The sequence below is a fragment of the Bradyrhizobium sp. WSM4873 genome (assembly GCF_055811355.1).
Window position 1 is genome coordinate 38,942 of record NZ_JBVVPS010000003.1, and the last position, 17,927, is coordinate 56,868.

Consider the following 17,927-nt stretch of genomic DNA (forward strand, 5'->3'; position numbering starts at 1 on the left):
CTCATTGGCCAAAGACGTTTCAAGTCGAAGAGCGGCGATGTCTTTATCGTGCACGATCTTTTCCGCTGCGCGAGCCGCCTCCGCCAACTCTTCATGGCGTGTCGGACCTGTTCTGTTCGCCGCATCGAGGCTTCTGTTGCTGCGGCGGTAACAAACCGAAACTGGGAGGCAGGAGAAGTCCTGCCTCCCTTCCTACCTTGAGGCTCTCGATGAGTACCCTTCGGGATCGTCGCTAAGACTTCAACAGATCGCTCCGGCGACCTATGGCTTCTTGGGTGTCCTCTTCTTGATTTTCATCCCCTTCGGCTTGTGTCTAACGAGGCTGAATGCCGTCATAAGCATGTTCGATTTGTCGGTCGGGCTGGTGGGCAGGTCGGTCACTACAATGGTCGCAGAAAACGGTGCATTGCCGGTATTGGCCCGAAATAGATGAAATCGAGTGCGCGTCATTTTCGGAATGACGGTGCCGTCTGCCTTGTGCAGGGTAGCAGTGTCCGCCTTGGTGATGACGTTGACATAGACATCGGGAGCGCTGGTAACTGTGCAGAGCACCGAGCTGTCCTTGACGATACCGCGGACGATCTCGCGCGTAGCCATGTCGAGCGTAATTGTTTCGGTCATTGAAAATCCTCAATCAAAACGCCATCTTAGTGGCGTGTAGGCGGATTTCAGCACAACCGACGTTAGATTGTCGAGCGAAATCCGAAAACACCGCTCCCTTCAGGACTGCACGAGCCCTGAAGGGGACACGACAGGCTTCCTGCGTTCAGCCGCTCCTACGTCTTAGTGATCCGTGCGAGACTATTTGCACCGGATTGTAGGTCCCGACGGCGATACTGATCAGGGCAGCGCCCGGCCATATAGTTTCGATGGCTTGCCAAGCCCATTGCACTGCTTCGATTAAGGATATGGTTCAGGTTCGACGTCCTGTCAGTCGAAAAGCCGTTGACGAGAGGCCAGTCTCCGTGTGTCGGCCAGCGAACGCAACGCGCGCGGATTAAAGGGGCAAATCGGCACGTTGCTGGAAAAGCGACCGGTCAGGGGTAGAGAAGAAATCGATTCTTCGAACTGGCTGTAAAACTGCGCCAATAGGCGGTTAGATTGCATTGAAAGGCGGTCTTTTGCGTCGGTAAGGACTGAGCTCGTTTCCGGCCCTCAACGCGCAGATCGGAGCGACGTCTGTCGGCAAAATGCGTGCTGAGGTATTTCGTACCACCGCCGTCCACTCTCTCAGGGATACCGGCTCGCTCTCTTCAAGAGATCGAAGGTGAAGCACGGCAAGAGGACGTTGGGGCGCGTGCTCGCTTATCGGACTTCTTGCGACGAGCGGATCAGGTTTTGACCTTCCGGCTGCGTCAGGGATGGCGGGCCGACCGCTTGCCTGGCTTCACCGCAGCCTCGTCTCCCACGTCCACCCCCGCATTCCTCAACAGCACCGTCGCCGCCTCCTTCGCGGCACGCGCCATGGCGGGGTCGTCGCGGACGAGATCCTGCGCGATCGAGCCGTCGACCAGCAGCACGAGCTGCGTTGCGAGCGCCTCCGCGTTCGCGACGCCGAGCTCGTTGAGGCGGTCGCGAAACCAGACGCGGCGGCTTTCCTTGAAGGCGATGGCGATCTTCTTCACGGCGCGGTCGGCCGGGCCAAGCTCGGCAACCGCATTCACGAACGGGCAGCCGCGAAAGTCTTTTGCAGCGAAGCGGCGCTCCAGCGAATCGAAGGTGGCGAGGATCTGCTCGGCCGGGGGCTTCTCGGAGGGGCGGGGCTGCACGAAGCGCCGCTCCAGATAGGCCGCGATCAGCGCGTCCTTGGAGGGGAAGTGGTTGTAGAGCGTGCGCTTGGAGATGCCGATCTCGGCCGCGATGGTGTCGACGCCGATGGCGCGAATGCCCTGCAGATAAAACAGCTTGTCGGCGGTCTCGAGGATCCGCTCTTTCATCGTCTGTGGGGCGGGCGGGGGAGCCATGCGGCGATGAATGTCCTGTTCGCTTGACAGCGCAGGCTATCCATAGCCTAAGTACACAGGTCTGTGTAACCAAAATCAACCGATATTGCAGACCACGGCGCCCGCGCCGCGCCGATGAGGGAGAACAAAATGCCCCTGATGCAGGTCCTGCGCCCGACATTGCCCATCCTGATCGGCGCCTCGATCATGCTGACGCTGAGCATGGGGCTGCGGCAGAGTCTCGGAATCTTCATGCAGCCGCTGACCCACGACATCCATCTGTCGATCTCCGATTTCACGCTGGCGCTGGCCGTGCAGAACCTCGCCTGGGGCTTTCTCCAGCCGCTCGCCGGCGCGATGACCACGCGCTACGGCTTCCGTCCGATCATGATCGCAGGCTCGTTCATGTACATCGCGGGCCTGGTGTTGATGGCAACCGCGAACGGTCTCGTCGCCATCATGATCGGCGCCGGTGTGCTGATCGGCACCTCGCTCGCCTGCACCGCGGCGGCGATCGCGATGTCGGTGGCGGCGCGCGCGGTGCCCGCGACTGTGCGCTCCACCGTGCTCGGCATCGTCTCGGGCGCGGGCTCGCTGGGCGCGCTGCTCTCGGCGCCGCTCGGGCAGATGCTCAACGAGGGATTCGGCTGGCGCGTCGGGCTCGCCGGCTTCGTGGTGATGTCGGTGTTGATGATCCCCGCGGCCTGGTATGCCGGGCGCGTCGACGCGGTTCCGCTGCCGAAGCCCGCGACTGACGAGATCGTGGACGCCACGGCGTTGATTGCAGCGAAGACCGCTTTCGGCAATGCGTCCTTCGTGGTGATGACCTGCGCCTATCTGGTTTGCGGCATGCAGCTCGTGTTCCTCACCACGCACCTGCCGTCCTATCTCGCAATCTGCGGCCTCGATCCGATGCTGAGCGCGCAGACGCTCGGCATGATCGGCGGCTTCAACGTGCTGGGCTCGCTGTTCTTCGGCTGGGCCGGCCAGCGCTGGAACAAGCTCGCGCTGCTCGGCGGCATCTACGTCCTGCGGTCGCTGGCGCTGGCCTGGTACTTCATGCTGCCGGCGACGCCGGCCTCGACCTTGCTGTTCGGCGCGATCATGGGCTTCCTGTGGATGGGTGTCGGCCCGCTGGTCGCGGGCGCGGTCGCCGAGATGTTCGGCCTGCGCTGGCAGGCGATGATCCAGGGCCTCGCATTCATGAGCCACCAGATCGGCAGCTTCCTCGGCGCCTACGGAGGAGGGGTGCTCTACGACGCGCTCGGCTCCTACACCATGGCCTGGCGCATCGGCGTGGCGCTGGGATTGGCCGGCGGCATCATCCAGGTCGCATTCGCGCTGATCCGGCCGTCGCAGCCGCCGGCGCCCGTGTTGCGGACGGCGTAGCGGGGCGGGCGTGTCCTCATGAGCCTCCGCTTTGGAGTTTACAGCGGACGCCGCGCTGCTTCGTCGTGATCGGCCCGCTTGTCACCCCAAACGGACATTTGGGCTCGCCGCTGAGCGCTAACGGCTCTATTTTGGAGCGCCGGTCTGGTTACCCGAACCGGTGGTCTGTTCGCTTTCCGGCCGGCCCGGAGGGTGCGCAGAAGCGCCCGGCTTGTCTTGATCTGCCACGAACCCGGACTGTCCGGAATTGCGTGTCTTGAGCCCCTTGTCTGCATCACGCTGCATCTGCTCGTTGGGCTCGCTAGTCTTGAGCCCACTGTCTACACCACGGTGCATCTCCTCCTTCGTTTGCTCACTAGGTGCGCCCTTTTGCTGTTGGGCCACTGCTTGGAAGGCAATCGCGCTTCCGGCAACGACTACCATCGCGAGAGTTGCTGTTCGTATGCTTTCCTCCAGTGTGATGCCCCGTCTCGCTAAACGCGCGGACTTCCCAGTGTTTCCTAGTTCCGATTGTTATTTCAAAAGGTACGCCCAACGATGGGATGGGATGGGATGGGCTCAAATGTCGCCTTGGCTCATCTGCGACCTCGAAGGCCTTCAGGTCTGCGGCCGATGTTGGCGGTAAACCGGACATCTGGCGGGCGGCCGCTTAACGGGTACACGCCTAGGCAGGGCGGAAGCGCACGCCTTCGTCTCCATCGCGGCGGATAATTCAGCGGGCATCCGATCAAGAGAGCTGCTCGTTACTTACTGAAGTGTGTTCGCACTGTCCTGAGGGCGCGACCAAGAAGAAACTCGCCCGGCGAAGACGTGCTTGCGGAATTCGCGATGACGAAACCGGAGATGACAAAGAAGATTTCGCCCCCGACCCAGCCGAACCATGTGTAGGGCGCCGCGGACGGGTAGAGAACATCGGCGGCGACGGTGCGCTCGAAACCCGGGACGCCAATCGACACCCATGCCCAGGACCAGAACATCTGGTGAAACATGGCGACGCCGAGGGCGGCCGCGAAGCGCAGCGGATCCAGCAACGGCAAATGGCTCTTCACGGGAATGGATCAGGTTCATACAACGATCCCGCTGGAGATATTGAAACCGGTCACGGCGCTCTGCGAGGTGGGTCACACTTGGTCTGCCCCGGGCCAAATGAATCAATTCCGCTCATTGATCGAACTCGGTCAATTTTGCTCGATCCCGCAATATGATTTGTCGCTGGGACTGCCCGATGAAGCTGAGAATGTCACGATCCCTGAGTTGTGACAGAGCACGTGACACCGTCTCCAGTGTCAGCCCCAGATAGTCGGCGATATCGCGACGGTTCATGGGGAGGCTCATCACTCCAGCGGCAGTCAAGCGGACGTCCATCTCGATCAAGAAAGCCGCGACTTTCTCGATTGCCGTTTTCCTCCCGAGCAACAGCATGTGAGTTTCGGCATGTTGAAGGCTGCCCGTGACAAGCCTGAGTACATTGTTGGTCGCGGTCGCACTGCCACGCTCCCGCTCGGCGACATTCTGGTGATCGGTCAGGCGGACAATCGTTTCCACAATCGCCTCAGCGGTAAATCGGTGAACTGAACCGTTCTCGACGCCGAAGATGTCACCCGGCAGGTGAAACGCCATGATCTGTCGCCGACCATCAGCCAACAATTTATAGCTTCGAACCGCTCCGCTCTTGACCTGGTAAAGATATTGGATCGGCTCCGCCTCTCCGAAGATCTCGGTGCCGCGTCGATATTTGAATTCGCTGCAAAACACAGCGTGCCCGACGAGCGCATTCAATTCGCTCGAGCTTGGCCGTTGAGGCACAATTTTTTGCTTTCTTACGAGCATCGTTCCTCCCCGGCGTTGCGCGGAACCAAGCTGAGGCTATGGGAAAGAACGGCAAGCAAGGTTGAGGGAGATCAAATTCGATTTGATGAGCGCAGCGGTACTGGAGCAAGGCGAAAAGAACAGCCGCCAGCGCTTGGGGCACTGGCGGCTCATCGGGGAAGTGACAGTGTTCGCTAGGCAGGCAGCATGGACTAACGGGTGCGTGCTGACCGCTTGAGATCGGCGACCTTGAACCTGTTGCCGGCCGCCAGGCTGCTGCACAACCAGTGGGCCTTGTTTCGGTTTTCGCCCAGGAACGTCTTGGTTTCGACGCAGTCCAGGTAGGATTTGTGGGTGATGGTGTCTCGGCAGGTCGGCGAGAAAGGTCCGTATTCTATGTTGCCGCCCGACTCGCTGCATCCAACCCAGGGCTCCTTGCCCTGTGGGAAGCTTGATGCGCAGCCACCGTTGCAGCTGCTGGCGACTTTCTCCAGGCTGGCAATTCTCCCCATCACAGAACCCGGCGCATACGAAGGCGTTCGCGCGGCTGACGTTTGAGCTGTTGAGGCAGTCCGACGCGGCGCAATTGTGTTTGATCCCCGCTCCGACACGTGCGGCCTTGCCACCTGTTTCGGTGCGTCGACCGTGACGGGGGGAATCGTGGCGGCGGAGCCGGTTGGGATTTGCGACGCTGCCGGCGCGCACAGCAAGACGGTCGACAAGACAGCCATGGTTGAAGGCACGACAAGGCTTGATGGACATTCCGCCCGGCAAGTGCACGGTAACATACATTTCGGAGCGAGCAACCGAGGGTTGATGGAATGTCCGCCGATGACTCGCCGCGCCGAGCTCAGCTCTCGTGCCCCGGATGCAGCGCAGCGTCACTTCGACGGTGCGCTGCTGAGCGTCCGGGACACGAGAGAGGGGCCAAAATAAAACGGGGCCCGAAAGGGCCCCGCAAAAGTCTTCTACGTTCCGCGATCTTGCTTACTTGATCTTGGCTTCGCGGAATTCGACGTGCTTGCGTGCGACGGGATCGTACTTCTTCTTGACCAGCTTGTCGGTCATGGTGCGCGAATTCTTCTTGGCGACGTAGTAGAAGCCGGTGTCGGCCGAGGACACGAGCTTGACCTTGATGGTGACCGCTTTGGCCATGTTCAGAACCTCAGGAATGAAGGGAATCTGGAGCCGGCCAAATGGCCCGCGTTGGCCGGCAACCTAGCCAGAAACGGCCTGATGTCAAGATTTTAGGGCTCGAAAACCGCTCAACTCGGCCTGATTACGTCTCGAAGAACCGGTTTTTAGGCCGTGGCAGGCCCAGATTCTCCCTCAAAGTGGGCCCTTCGTACTCTTTCCGGAAAATCCCGCGGCGCTGCAGCTCCGGGACCACCTTGTCGACGAAATCGGCGAGGCCGGCGGGCAGGAACGGGAACATGATGTTGAAGCCGTCGGAGCCGCGCCCGACCAGCCACTCCTCCATCTGGTCGGCGATGGTTTTGGCCGTGCCGACGAACGATAGCCCGCCATAGCCGCCGACGCGCTGGGCGAGCTGGCGCACGGTGAGCTTGTCGCGGGCGGCGAGGTCGACCATGCGCTGGCGGCCGCTCTTGCTGGCGTTGGTCTCGGGGATTTCAGGGAGCGGTCCATCCGGATCGAAGCCGGAGGCATCCGTGCCGAGGATGACCGAGAGCGAGGCGATCGCGCTGTCGTAATGCACGCGGCTGTCGAGCAGCGCGCGCTTCTCCCTGGCTTCATCGACGCTGTCGCCGACCACGACGAAGGCGCCGGGCAGGATCTTGAGGTGTTCAGGGTCGCGGCCGACCTTCTCCATGCGGCCCTTGATGTCGGCATAGAGTTTCTGGCTGTCGGCAAGGCTGCCGCCGCCGGTGAAGACGGCTTCCGCGGTCTCGGCGGCGAGCTGTCTGCCGTCCTCGGAGGCGCCGGCCTGCACGATCACCGGCCAGCCCTGGACCGGGCGGGCGATGTTGAGGGGGCCGCGCACTTTCAGATATTTGCCGTGATGGTCGAGCACATGCATCTTCGCGGGATCGACGAACACGCCGCTTTCGACATCGCGCACGAAGGCGTCGTCGGCAAAGGAATCCCACAGGCCCGTGACGACGTCGTAGAACTCGCGGGCGCGCTTGTAGCGCTCGGCGTGCTCCATGTGGTCGTCGAGGCCGAAATTCAGGGCCGCATCCGGGTTCGAGGTGGTGACGATGTTCCAGCCCGCACGTCCGCCGCTGAGATGGTCGAGCGAGGCGAAGCGCCGCGCGACGTGATAGGGCTCGTCGAACGTGGTCGAGCCCGTCGCGACCAGGCCAATCCGCTCGGTCACGGCCGACAGCGCCGACAGCAGCGTGAACGGCTCGAACGAGGTGACCGTGTGGCTGCGCTTGAGCGCATTGACCGGCATGTTCAGCACGGCGAGGTGATCGGCCATGAAGAAGGCGTCGAACTTGCCGGCCTCGAGCTTCTGGATCAGCGTCTTGATGTGGCCGAAGTTGAAATTGGCGTCCGGCCAGGCCCCGGGATAGCGCCAGGCGCCGGTGTGGATGCTGATCGGGCGCATGAACGCGCCAAGCTTGAGTTGCCGTTGTGCCATCGCCCGGTGTCCGTTCTTGGTGTCGTTGCGGAAGACATAGGCATGCCCAGGAACTCCGCCATCGGGGGAGGCGGGAAGATTATTTTGTTTTTCGATGTCAGCTCAGCACATTCGCGTCATTCCGCGGGGCGCGCCCGGAACGACGGAGGAGTCCCATCGAACCGATCCACGGCACACTCCGACCAAGCCATGACTTTCGCTCACGAGGAGACCTTCGATGGCAGGTGCAATGACCGTGGACGGGCGCATCATCCGCATCGACCGGCCCATGCCCTGGGTCGGGCGGCTAATGTCATTGCCGCTGCTGGCTGCGAGTTTCTATCTGCTGTGGAATGTCGCGCTCGGCCTGCGCCAGGATTTCTCCGGCTTCGGCAGGCTGGCCGACGATCTCGTGCCAGTGTTGGTGTTCACGGGGCTCGGACTGCTTGTCGGCGTCCCCGGCCTCATCCTGCTCACCTTCCGCACCTTCGTCGTACTGAACGATACGCTGCGCCAGATCGTCATCACCAGGCAGTTCGGCCCGCTGAACATTCGCAGGCATCGTGATCTCGCCGACTATCATTTCATCAGCATCACTGACGACTACGATCCTGAGCTGACGGCCTATGACGTCAATCTCTGCGGCAACAAGGGCACCGAGCCGATTACGTTGATGAGCTTCACCAGGCGCGAGGAGGCGGACAAGCTCGCGAAGGAGATCGGTCGCGTCCTTAAGTTGCCGGCGCGCGACTATGTCGGGACCGAGCCGGACGCGGACTGAGATTCCAGCTTTGACGCGTTTTCTTGAAACGCCTCAGCTCAAAATGTCCTTCTGCATCTTGCCGCCGTAGAAATGGAAGAACGGCACCGGCGCATCATGGCGGAGCGGGCCGGTCGCAAGGCGCGCGTCGAGCTCGTTGAGCACGTTGCGCGTCATCGGATGCAGATCGGCGAGCGGCTTTGAGCCGAGCTCGACCCAGACCAGCTCGACCAGCTCGGCATCGGCATGGATCACCCCGTCGACGCGATGGGTGATCGCGGAGGCGTCCGCCGTGAAGAAGCGCGTGTCGAACCGCTTGACGCGGCCGGGCGGCGTGATCGCGCGCGCGATCAGGAACAGGCTGGAGGGATCGGGCAGCAGGCCCGCATCCGCGAACGGCTTCCAGGGGCCCTCAAGTTTGGCCTTGCCCTCGGCTTTACGCCCGAGGCAGAGGCCGGTCTCCTCGCAGGCCTCGCGGATCGCGGCAATCGTCAGCGACTTCGCGCGGGAAGGCGGCGTCTTCGGACTGCCCTTGGCGAGATTGGCTTCCAACTCGGCGGTTACAGGCGCCGCGCACGGCACGCGATAATCGTCCTTGTCGACACGGCCGCCGGGGAAAACGAACTTTCCGGGCATGAACACTACCTTGTCGTGGCGCTTGCCGACCAGGACTTTTGGAATGGCTCCGCTGCGATCGACCAGGATCAGCGTCGCCGCATCCCGCGGGCGGAAATAGGGATGATGGTCGGCTTCCTTGCCCTCGTGGATTTTTGCCTTTTCCGCCTGCGCCGTATCCGTCATGTCCTCACCCGAACTACTTTTGCTTATTTTGCTTACACAGGCGGAATACCATCCGTCGGGTTCTCGTCAAACCCGTGCATGCGCAGAGCCCATTGCAATCCGACCACGGCTCCCTTTACCGGCTGCAGCAGTGCGAGCGAGGCGACGAAGGTGAAGGGCAGATAGGCCGCGAAGCTGATCCAGACCGGCGTGGTGTAGTTGGTCTCGATCCAGAGGATGCTGGGCACCACGATATGGCCGACGATGACGATGACGAGATAGGCGGGCAAATCGTCGGCCCGATGCGGGGTGAAATCGAGGCCGCAGACCGCGCAATTGTCCGCGGTCTTCAGGAAGGCGCGGAACAGTTTTCCGTCGCCGCAGCGCGGGCAGCGGCCGCGAAAGCCGCGCTTCATGGCAGCAAAGACGTCGCGCTTCTCGACGAGGCCGGTCTCGCGGGTCCAGATCTTCGGGGCTGTGCTCACCATGCCTTGCCCTTCTGACCCTTGCCCTTGCTTTTTCCTTTGGCCTTTTTCCCCTTGCCGGGCTTCTTCGGCTTGTCCGGCTTGCGCTTCTTGTCGGGACTGCGCCCGGGGTGCGCCTTGAACGAGGGACGGCGTTGCGGACCGGATCCCCTGCGGCCGCGCGGCGCGGCCTCGCCGGACGATGACAGCAGCTCGAAGCGCAGCGCGCCCGCGATGGGAGCTGCTTCGATCAGGCGGACGTCGACGACGTCACCGAGCTGATGCATGGTGCCGCTGCGCGTGCCGACGAGGGCGTGGCGGCCTTCGTCATAATTGAAATATTCCGTGCCGAGGGACCTTATCGGGATCAGGCCGTCGGCGCCGGTCTCAGCGAGCTTGACGAACAGGCCGGCGCGCGTGACGCCGGAGACGCGGCCCTGGAAGCTCGAGCCGATGCGGTCGGCGAGGTGATGGGCGATCAGGCGGTCGACGGTCTCCCGCTCCGCTTTCATCGCGCGCCGCTCGGTCACCGAGATGTGGGCTGCGACTTCGCTCAACGTTTCCGGCGTCTCGGTGTCGGGCAGCGCGCCTTCGCCGAGGCCGAGCGCGCGAACCAGCGCACGGTGCACGACGAGGTCGGCATAGCGGCGGATCGGCGAGGTGAAATGCGCATAGCGGCGCAGGTTCAGACCGAAATGACCGTAATTCTCCGAGGAATATTCGGCCTGCGCCTGGGCGCGCAGCACGACCTCACTCACCAGCGGAAAATGGTCGTGGCCTTCGAGCTGCGCCAGCACGCGGTTGAACAGAGCGGGGCGCAGCGCGCCGCCTTTCGCGAACGGAACGTCGAGCGTCTGCAAAAACTCCGCGAGCGCGTGGACCTTTTCCAGAGTCGGCTCGTCATGCACGCGGTAGATCAGCGGCAGCGACTTCTTCTCCAGCATCTCGGCTGCCGCGACATTGGCGAGGATCATGAACTCCTCGATCAGCTTGTGCGCGTCGAGCCTGTCGGGCACGACGACACGGTCGACCGTGCCGTCCGGCTTGAGCAGGATCTTGCGCTCGGGCAGATCGAGATTGAGCGGATCGCGCTCGTCTCGCGCGCGCTTGACGCAGGCATAGGCGGCATAGAGCGGCCGCAGGATCGGGTCGAGCAGGGGGCCGGTGGTGTCGTCCGGCCGGCCGTCGATCGCGGCCTGCGCCTGGGCATAGCTCAGCTTGGCTGCGGAGCGCATCAGGATACGATGGAAGCTGTGCGAGCGTTTCCGCCCGTCGGGGGCGATGATCATCCGCACCGCGAGCGCGCCGCGCGGCTGGCCCGGCACCAGCGAGCACAGATCGTTGGAGATGCGCTCCGGCAGCATCGGCACGACGCGGTCGGGGAAATAGACCGAGTTGCCGCGATCGAGCGCGTCGCGGTCGAGCGCGGTGCCAGGCCGCACGTAGAAGCTCACATCGGCGATGGCGACATCGACGATGAAGCCGCCTCTGTTGTTCGGATCAGGATCCGGCTGTGCGTGCACCGCGTCGTCGTGATCCTTGGCATCCGGCGGATCGATAGTGACGAGCGGCACGTCGCGCCAGTCCTCGCGCCCCTTCAAATTGGCCGGCTCCGCCGCTTCGGCCTCGCGCTCCGCCGCGGGGCGGAATTGCAGCGGGATGTCGTGCGCGTAGATCGCGATCAGGCTGATCGCCTTCTCCGACTTGACCGAGCCGAGCTTCTCCTTGACGCGGCCCGATGCCAGCCCAAAGCCGCGCGAGCGGATGATATCGACGCTGACGAGATCGCCGTCCTGCGCGCCGTGCGTCTCGGTCGGGGCGATGTTCAGCTCGCGGTCGGCGGACTTCTTGTCGACGGGGATGATCCGTCCGCCGCCTTCGGGCAGGCTGCGGAAGACACCGAGGATGCGGCTCTTGGTCTTGTCGAAAACCTTGATGATGTGGCCGCGATAGGCCGGGCCTTCGGTCTCGTCGGAGCGTTCGACGCGCAGCAGCGCGCGATCGCCGACGCCGGCCGCGGTGCCGGGCTTGGGCCGGCGCGGCATCGTGACGAGGATTTTTGGCGGTTCGCCGCTTTCGACTTCGTCCCATTCGGTGGGGGAGGCGACCAGCTCGCCGTCAGCGTCGCGGCCGGTGATGTCGGCGACCAGCGTCGGCGGCAGGCTGTCCGGCTCTGAAATCGTATGGCGCTTTTTCTTGACGAGCCCGTCGTCGGCGAGCTCGCGCAGCATGCGCTTGAGCTCGATGCGGTCGGCGTTCTTCAGGCCGAACTCGCGTGCAATTTCGCGGGTTCCGACCTTTCCGGGATTTGCCTTGATGAAGGCGACGATGGCTGCCCGGTCGGGAAAGCCACGGTCAATCTTGCGTTTCACTTAACCTCTATTTGGTGCCGGCACTTTTCTTGGCCGGAGCTTTGGCGCCAGCTGCCTTGGTCGGCGACGTTTTGGCCGTCGACGACACGGCGGCGCGCGCCTTGCTGGTGGATTCGGATTTGGGTTTGGCCGCCTTCTTCGCGGCCGGCTTCTTGGTTTTTGGCGCGGCGTCATCGCCGTCGGCGGCCTTCGCCGCAGCCTTCTTGGCCTTGGCCGGCTTCGCCGCCTTCTTCGGCTTCTTGCCGCCGCCCTTGGCCGCGCGCTCGTCGATCAGCGCGATCGCCTGCGGCAGCGTGATGGCATCTTTCTCGATGTCGCTCGGGATGGTCGCGTTGACGCCGCCCGCTGTGACATAGGCGCCGTAGCGGCCGCCCTTCACCGTGACGGTGCCGAGGCTGGGATGATCGCCGATCGCCTTGCCGGGATCGGCGCCGAAGCGGCGGCTCGGGCCCTTGGCGATCTTCTCCGCGATCAGCGTCACTGCGCGGTTGATGCCGATGTCGAACACTTCGTCGCCGGCCTCCAGGCTGGCATAGGTCTTCTCGTGCTTTACGAACGGCCCGAAGCGGCCGAGACCCGCGGTGATCGGCTCGCCGGTTTCCGGGTGCTTGCCGATCTCGCGCGGCAGCGACAGCAGCTTGAGCGCAAGCTCGAGTTCGACATCTCCAGGGGACGTCCCCTTCGGAATGCCTGCGCGCTTCGGCTTCTCGCCCTCCGCATAATCCTTCTGTTCGCCGAGCTGGATGTAGGGGCCGAACCGGCCGGCCTTGACCCAGACATCGCGACCCGTATCAGGGTCCTGGCCGAGCGAACGATCGGCAGTGGCCTCACCGTCGGCGGCGAGCTGACGGGTGTAGCGGCATTCCGGATAGTTCGAGCAGCCGACGAAGGCGCCGAACTTGCCGGCTTTCAGATTGAGCCGTCCGTTGCCGCAGCTCGGACATTGCCTGATGTCGCCGCCATCGGTGCGCGCCGGATAGATGTGCTGTCCCAGCATGTCGTCGAGCACGTCGAGCACCTGGGCTACGCGCAGATCCTTGATCTCGTCGACCGCGCCGATGAAGCCGGTCCAGAAATCCTTCAGCACCTGCTGCCAGGAGATCTCGTTGTTGGAGATGCGGTCGAGCTGCTCTTCCAGATTGGCGGTGAAGTCGTATTCGACGTAGCGGGCAAAGAAGCTTTCGAGGAACGCGACCACGACGCGGCCTTTGTCCTCGCCGTGCAGGCGCTTCTTCTCGAGCTTGACGTAGCCGCGGTCCTTGAGGACCTGGAGGATCGAGGCATAGGTCGAGGGCCGGCCGATGCCGAGCTCTTCCATGCGCTTGACCAGCGAGGCCTCGGAGAAGCGCGGCGGCGGCTCGGTGAAGTGCTGGGTGACGGCGAGCGACTGCCGCTTCAGCGCGTCGTTGGGGCTCATCGCGGGCAGGCGGCGGGAGTCCTCGTCCTCCTCGTCGTCGCGGCCTTCCTGATAAAGTGCGAGGAAGCCGTCGAACTTGACGACCTGGCCGGTGGCGCGCAGGTCGAGCGTGCGGCCGCCGACCTTCGCCGTGATGTCGACCGTGGTGCGTTCCAGCTCGGCCGACTCCATCTGGCTCGCGATGGTGCGCTTCCAGATCAGTTCATAGAGTCTCGCCTGGTCGGACTCGAGCTTGCGGCTCATGCTGTCGGGGCGGCGCGACATGTCGGTCGGCCGGATCGCTTCGTGGGCTTCCTGGGCGTTCTTGGCCTTGGCCTGGTACTGGCGCGGTGCGTCCGGCACATAGGCGTTGCCGTAATCCTCGCCGATCACCTTGCGTGCCTGGGTGATCGCGGACGGATCGATCTGCACGCCGTCGGTACGCATATAAGTAATGAGCCCGGTGGTCTCGCCGCCGATGTCGATGCCTTCATAGAGCCGCTGCGCGATGCGCATGGTGTGCGCCGGCGCAAAGCCATATTTGCGGCTGGCTTCCTGCTGCAGCGTCGAGGTCGTGAAGGGCGCCTGCGGATTGCGCCGGGCCGGCTTGGCATCGACCGCGGTCACTGCGTAGGCGGCTGCTTCCAGCGCCTTCTTGAAGTCCTCGGCTTGCGCGCCGGTGCCGATGTCGAGGCGCTGGATCTTCTTGCCGTCGGCGCCGACCAGACGTGCCTCGAAGGCGTCGCCGCGCGGCGTCAGCAGGGTCGCGATCAGCGACCAGTATTCGCGCGCGACGAACTTTTCGATCTCGAGCTCGCGGTCGCAGACCAGCCGCAGCGCCACCGACTGCACGCGGCCGGCCGAGCGGGCGCCCGGCAGCTTGCGCCACAGCACGGGAGAGAGGGTGAAGCCGACCAGATAGTCCAGCGCGCGCCGCGCCATATAGGCGTCGACCAGCGCACCGTCGATCTGGCGCGGATGCTTCATGGCGTCCGTGACCGCCTGCTTGGTGATGGCGTTGAACACCACGCGCTCGATCTTGTGGTCCTTGATCGCACGCTTCTCTTTCAGGACCTCCAGTACGTGCCAGGAGATGGCCTCGCCCTCGCGATCAGGGTCGGTGGCGAGAATCAGGCGATCGGCGTTCTTGAGGGACTTGGCGATGTCGTTGAGCCGGCCGGCCGCCTTCGGGTCGACCTCCCAGATCATCTTGAAATTGGCGTCGGGATCGACGGAGCCGTTCTTCGCGGGCAAGTCGCGGACATGGCCAAACGAGGCCAGAACCTCGTAGGACGAGCCCAAATACTTGTTGATCGTCTTGGCTTTCGCCGGCGACTCCACAATGACGATATTCATGTAGTTCCAGTAACTTATGGGGAAATTTGGGGCCGAATTCGATGAGATTCGGGTCGGCCCTTTCGTCCCGAACATGGGTGGTGAGGCCCTCGCTGTCAAATCGAGGGGTGTTGAAAGCCATCCCGATGGGAAAAGTTTCATATCGAGAAAGTTGCAAAATACCACCTTTGAGTTGCGGCCGATGTCGGCGTAATGTTTCTGCGGGGCGATGGATTCGGGTGGGGGCTGGTGACTAAGCCAGGAAAGAAACGGGCGGGCGCCGCATCGCGCGCGGCTGCCGCATCGCGCGCGGCTGCCGCATCGCGCGCGGCTGGAGGCTCGCGTCACGAGGAACCGGGGGAGGGCGGCGTCGAGGAGGCGGTCGCCTTCATCGCCGAGCAGGTCGGGGCGCTGCGCAAGCTCGCCGAGCGGCACAAGCTCGACGTGCTGCACTATCTCCTGGGAATGACCAAGCTCGAGGCCGACGAGCATCTGCGGCTGCGGAGCAAGCGCAGGCTGTCGTGAGGGGTGTGGTCGCTAACCCGTCATCCTGAGGTGTGAGGCTTGAGATGCGAATGCATCGCAAGCCGAGCCTCGAAGGATGAGCGGCCTCGCTGATGCAGCCGGGCCGTCGCCCTTCGAGGCTCGCCGAAGAGGCGAGCACCTCAGGGGGACGGTGAGAGGTTGGGGCGCGCCGCTTCAACAATCGTCATTGCGAGCGCAGCGAAGCAATCCAGAGTCTTTCCGCGGTAAGATTCTGGATTGTTTCCGCCTTCGCCGGGGCTTCTGCGGACAAAGTCGCTCCGTTCGCAATGACGGCGTCGTTAGCCGTTGCGGTTTGCCATTTTGGCCAATCGCTGACCGAGATATTCGGCCGTGGCGAGGTCGCCCTGCGGCAACGAGCCGTCAATCAAGTGTGTTGCCAAGCCAAGCTGGCTGCCTAAACGATTGCGGCCGCTCGGATCCTCCCCACCGGGAATATCCAGCCCGCACCAGAGCATACCGTGCTGCGCGGCCAGAATGGAAAAGTAGGACAGTGTGTGGAGTTGATCGCCGCTTGCGCAGGCGCCCGTGGTGAATCCGGCTGCGATCTTGTTGGCCCATTGTTGCCGGCTCCATCGATCACTTGAAGCATCGGCAAACGCTTTGAATTGAGCGGCTGGTCCGCCCATATAGGTCGGGCTGCCAAACGCAATTGCGTCGGCGCGGTCGATCGTCTCCAGTAAGCTCTCATTTTGGAAGCGGCCTGACAGGATGTCGTCGCCGGCGATGCGACAGAGCGTGACCTGCGCCTTGCCATCCGCTCCGCGCCCAACCGCATGCGCCAGCTTCTCGGTGGTGCCGGAGGTGGAAAAATAGACAATGGCGAGCAGGGGCATGGTGGCGCCACTTTGGTGGACCTCGCCATCCTTCACGCTGGCGATGTCTTGTACAAGTCCTGCCGCGCCACACTCGCTCTCCCTCCGGTGTCGTCCTGGCGAAAGCCAGGACCCATACCGCAAGGTCTATCGACCTGAGCGCGGTGCGAATTCCGGGTGACGAGCCTTCGCCAAACTCCTCCTTGGGGTAATGGGTCCTGGCTTTCGCCAGGACGACGTTGGAGAGATAGAGCGCCGCTATGCCATCGATCGCCGTCGCGGCGCAGGGCGCGGCTTCAGCGTGGTATCGGCTTGCTTCAGCAATCGCCCGTCCTCTGCGCGCAGCTCCAGCTTCTTCACCGGGCGGCCTTTCTCGCGATCGACCAGGATGGTCGCGATCTCCGACGGGCGATCGTCGAATTCCTCGCTCCATTGGCGCAGCGCTACCAACACCGGGAAGACGCCGCGGCCCTTCGGCGTCAGCACATATTCCTCGTAAGGGCTGCCGTCGGAGGCGGGGGCGGTCGCCAGAATGCCGTGGTCGACCAGCGCGCGCAGCCGGGTCGACAAGATGTTCTTGGCCATGCCTAGCTTGTTCTGAAACTCGCCGAAGCGGCGCAGGCCGAACAGCGCCTCGCGGATGATCAGCACCGACCACCGGTCGCCGATCGCTTCCAGCGATCGCGCGATCGGACACGCGTCGCCCTCGAAGCTCGTCCTTTTCACCACGGTCTCGTCCTTTCGCGATCGCACGGTCCCGTCGCCGTTCACGTGCTTGTGTGGTTGCATCATAAAACCATATGCCCTAGATGGCAATCATAGTTTTATGATGCAACCACTGGAGGCGAACGTGAGACTGAAGAACAAGACGGCCCTGATCACCGGCGGCAATAGCGGCATCGGACTGGCGACGGCAAAGCTGTTCGTGGCCGAGGGCGCCAGAGTGGTGATCACCGGACGCAACAAGGAGACTCTCGAGGCGGCCGCGAAGGAGCTCGGGTCGAACGCGCTCGCGCTGGCCGCCGACGCCACCGACATTGCCGCGACCGAAGCTGCGATCAAGAAGGGCGCCGAAACGTTCGGCAAGTTCGAGGTCGTGTTCGCCAACGCCGGCATCGCCGGCGGCACGCCGCTCGGTTCGACCACGCTGGAGGATTTTCAGAGAGTCATCAGCACCAATCTGACCGGCGTGTTCTTCACCGTGCAGTCGGCGCTGCCTTATCTCAACGACAACGCTTCGATCATCCTCAACGGCTCGGTAATCTCTGTGCTCGGCATTCCCGGCTACTCGGCCTACGGCGCCGCGAAGGCCGGCGTGCGATCGATGGCGCGAACCATGGCCTCGGAGCTGTCACCGCGCGGGATTCGCGTCAACGTAGTCGCGCCCGGTGCGATCCGCACGCCGATCTGGGGACCTGCGACCGCGACGCCCGAAGCCGAGAAGGAGTTCGAGAAGCGGATCGCGCTGACGACGCCGCTGGGCCGCATTGGTGAAACAGATCACGTTGCAAAGACGGTGCTGTTCCTCGCCTCCGACGATTCCGCGCATGTGCAGGGCCAGGAAATCTTCGTCGACGGCGGCGCGGTGGCCTCGCCGAGCGGCGCGCCGATCTATCGTGGCTGATCAATTGAAGTGAAAAGTGAATCGGTCGGCACAGCAGCAAGCGGTTGCGCCGACCGGTTCCCACGTCTCGCGAGCTGTATTTTCTGAACCTTGCGTGAGACGTTGAACCTTCG

At 63.3% G+C, this 17,927-nt stretch carries 17 protein-coding genes; 4 read left to right on the forward strand and 13 right to left on the reverse strand.

Features of this window, described 5'->3' with window-relative positions; translation table 11 throughout:
* Nucleotides 1–261: 261 nt before the first annotated feature.
* Both AC0L21_RS06795 and AC0L21_RS06800 read right to left on the reverse strand, forming a co-directional pair.
* Nucleotides 262–621, reverse strand: a complete 360-nt coding sequence (locus tag AC0L21_RS06795) for a hypothetical protein (RefSeq protein ID WP_473259535.1) — start codon at nucleotides 619–621, stop codon at nucleotides 262–264.
* Between the two features lie 734 nt (nucleotides 622–1,355).
* The gene (locus tag AC0L21_RS06800; protein WP_473259538.1) at nucleotides 1,356–1,964 is read right to left on the reverse strand and encodes a TetR/AcrR family transcriptional regulator; all 609 of its coding nucleotides are present in this window, start codon (nucleotides 1,962–1,964) and stop codon (nucleotides 1,356–1,358) included.
* A gap of 129 nt (nucleotides 1,965–2,093) precedes the next feature.
* On the opposite strand from AC0L21_RS06800, the gene AC0L21_RS06805 reads away from it, so the two are divergent.
* On the forward strand, nucleotides 2,094–3,332 hold the full coding sequence (locus tag AC0L21_RS06805) for an MFS transporter (protein ID WP_473259540.1): 1,239 nt from the start codon (nucleotides 2,094–2,096) through the stop codon (nucleotides 3,330–3,332).
* A gap of 743 nt (nucleotides 3,333–4,075) precedes the next feature.
* On the opposite strand, the gene AC0L21_RS06810 is transcribed toward AC0L21_RS06805, so the two are convergent.
* From AC0L21_RS06810 to AC0L21_RS06830, 5 genes are all read right to left on the reverse strand, one after another.
* The gene (locus AC0L21_RS06810; protein ID WP_473259543.1) at nucleotides 4,076–4,381 is read right to left on the reverse strand and encodes a hypothetical protein; all 306 of its coding nucleotides are present in this window, start codon (nucleotides 4,379–4,381) and stop codon (nucleotides 4,076–4,078) included.
* Between the two features lie 112 nt (nucleotides 4,382–4,493).
* On the reverse strand, nucleotides 4,494–5,162 hold the full coding sequence (locus tag AC0L21_RS06815; protein ID WP_473259545.1) for a helix-turn-helix domain-containing protein: 669 nt from the start codon (nucleotides 5,160–5,162) through the stop codon (nucleotides 4,494–4,496).
* Nucleotides 5,163–5,353: 191 nt separating this feature from the next.
* Nucleotides 5,354–5,653: a hypothetical protein gene (locus AC0L21_RS06820; RefSeq protein WP_473259547.1), complete on the reverse strand. Its 300-nt coding sequence runs from the start codon at nucleotides 5,651–5,653 to the stop codon at nucleotides 5,354–5,356.
* A gap of 475 nt (nucleotides 5,654–6,128) precedes the next feature.
* On the reverse strand, nucleotides 6,129–6,296 hold the full coding sequence (rpmG, locus tag AC0L21_RS06825; protein ID WP_007603295.1) for a 50S ribosomal protein L33: 168 nt from the start codon (nucleotides 6,294–6,296) through the stop codon (nucleotides 6,129–6,131).
* A gap of 124 nt (nucleotides 6,297–6,420) precedes the next feature.
* Nucleotides 6,421–7,746, reverse strand: coding sequence for an LLM class flavin-dependent oxidoreductase (locus AC0L21_RS06830; protein WP_473259549.1), 1,326 nt, complete (start codon nucleotides 7,744–7,746; stop codon nucleotides 6,421–6,423).
* A gap of 217 nt (nucleotides 7,747–7,963) precedes the next feature.
* On the opposite strand from AC0L21_RS06830, the gene AC0L21_RS06835 reads away from it, so the two are divergent.
* Nucleotides 7,964–8,506: a hypothetical protein gene (locus tag AC0L21_RS06835; RefSeq protein ID WP_473259551.1), complete on the forward strand. Its 543-nt coding sequence runs from the start codon at nucleotides 7,964–7,966 to the stop codon at nucleotides 8,504–8,506.
* A 33-nt stretch (nucleotides 8,507–8,539) separates the two neighbouring features.
* Here the strand turns inward: AC0L21_RS06835 and AC0L21_RS06840 are convergent, their stop codons facing one another.
* From AC0L21_RS06840 to topA, 4 genes are read right to left on the reverse strand one after another with little or no spacing between them, the layout of a single operon-like run.
* Complete coding sequence (locus AC0L21_RS06840; protein ID WP_473259553.1) at nucleotides 8,540–9,286, reverse strand: NUDIX hydrolase; 747 nt, start codon at nucleotides 9,284–9,286, stop codon at nucleotides 8,540–8,542.
* 32 nt (nucleotides 9,287–9,318) lie between these two features.
* Nucleotides 9,319–9,753, reverse strand: a complete 435-nt coding sequence (locus AC0L21_RS06845; protein WP_473259555.1) for a DUF983 domain-containing protein — start codon at nucleotides 9,751–9,753, stop codon at nucleotides 9,319–9,321.
* A complete protein-coding gene (gene rnr, locus AC0L21_RS06850) occupies nucleotides 9,747–12,101 on the reverse strand; it encodes a ribonuclease R (protein WP_473259558.1) in 2,355 nt (784 codons plus the stop codon). The genes AC0L21_RS06845 and rnr overlap by 7 nt, the downstream gene beginning before the upstream one ends.
* 7 nt (nucleotides 12,102–12,108) lie before the next feature.
* The gene (topA, locus tag AC0L21_RS06855) at nucleotides 12,109–14,853 is read right to left on the reverse strand and encodes a type I DNA topoisomerase (protein WP_473259560.1); all 2,745 of its coding nucleotides are present in this window, start codon (nucleotides 14,851–14,853) and stop codon (nucleotides 12,109–12,111) included.
* Between the two features lie 228 nt (nucleotides 14,854–15,081).
* Between topA and AC0L21_RS06860 the strand changes: the two genes are divergently transcribed.
* Nucleotides 15,082–15,357, forward strand: coding sequence for a hypothetical protein (locus AC0L21_RS06860; protein WP_473259562.1), 276 nt, complete (start codon nucleotides 15,082–15,084; stop codon nucleotides 15,355–15,357).
* Between the two features lie 299 nt (nucleotides 15,358–15,656).
* Here the strand turns inward: AC0L21_RS06860 and AC0L21_RS06865 are convergent, their stop codons facing one another.
* Entirely contained in the window at nucleotides 15,657–16,247 is a 591-nt protein-coding gene (locus AC0L21_RS06865) for a flavodoxin family protein (protein ID WP_473259565.1), read from the reverse strand.
* Nucleotides 16,248–16,448: 201 nt separating this feature from the next.
* On the reverse strand, nucleotides 16,449–16,919 hold the full coding sequence (locus AC0L21_RS06870; protein WP_473260089.1) for a winged helix-turn-helix transcriptional regulator: 471 nt from the start codon (nucleotides 16,917–16,919) through the stop codon (nucleotides 16,449–16,451).
* 121 nt (nucleotides 16,920–17,040) lie between these two features.
* Here AC0L21_RS06870 and AC0L21_RS06875 point away from each other — a divergent pair, with 121 nt between their 5' ends.
* On the forward strand, nucleotides 17,041–17,814 hold the full coding sequence (locus tag AC0L21_RS06875; protein WP_473259567.1) for an SDR family oxidoreductase: 774 nt from the start codon (nucleotides 17,041–17,043) through the stop codon (nucleotides 17,812–17,814).
* The last annotated feature ends 113 nt before the right edge of the window (nucleotides 17,815–17,927 follow it).

Coding starts and splice junctions, on each gene's coding strand:
- AC0L21_RS06820 (WP_473259547.1), bottom strand. CDS start 5,653: ATGGGGAGAATTGCCAGCCTGGAGAAAGTCGCCAGCAGCTGCAACGGT.
- AC0L21_RS06795 (WP_473259535.1), bottom strand. CDS start 621: ATGACCGAAACAATTACGCTCGACATGGCTACGCGCGAGATCGTCCGC.
- rpmG (WP_007603295.1), bottom strand. CDS start 6,296: ATGGCCAAAGCGGTCACCATCAAGGTCAAGCTCGTGTCCTCGGCCGAC.
- AC0L21_RS06840 (WP_473259553.1), bottom strand. CDS start 9,286: ATGACGGATACGGCGCAGGCGGAAAAGGCAAAAATCCACGAGGGCAAG.
- AC0L21_RS06830 (WP_473259549.1), bottom strand. CDS start 7,746: ATGGCACAACGGCAACTCAAGCTTGGCGCGTTCATGCGCCCGATCAGC.
- AC0L21_RS06815 (WP_473259545.1), bottom strand. CDS start 5,162: ATGCTCGTAAGAAAGCAAAAAATTGTGCCTCAACGGCCAAGCTCGAGC.
- AC0L21_RS06800 (WP_473259538.1), bottom strand. CDS start 1,964: ATGGCTCCCCCGCCCGCCCCACAGACGATGAAAGAGCGGATCCTCGAG.
- topA (WP_473259560.1), bottom strand. CDS start 14,853: ATGAATATCGTCATTGTGGAGTCGCCGGCGAAAGCCAAGACGATCAAC.
- AC0L21_RS06845 (WP_473259555.1), bottom strand. CDS start 9,753: ATGGTGAGCACAGCCCCGAAGATCTGGACCCGCGAGACCGGCCTCGTC.
- AC0L21_RS06835 (WP_473259551.1), top strand. CDS start 7,964: ATGGCAGGTGCAATGACCGTGGACGGGCGCATCATCCGCATCGACCGG.
- AC0L21_RS06805 (WP_473259540.1), top strand. CDS start 2,094: ATGCCCCTGATGCAGGTCCTGCGCCCGACATTGCCCATCCTGATCGGC.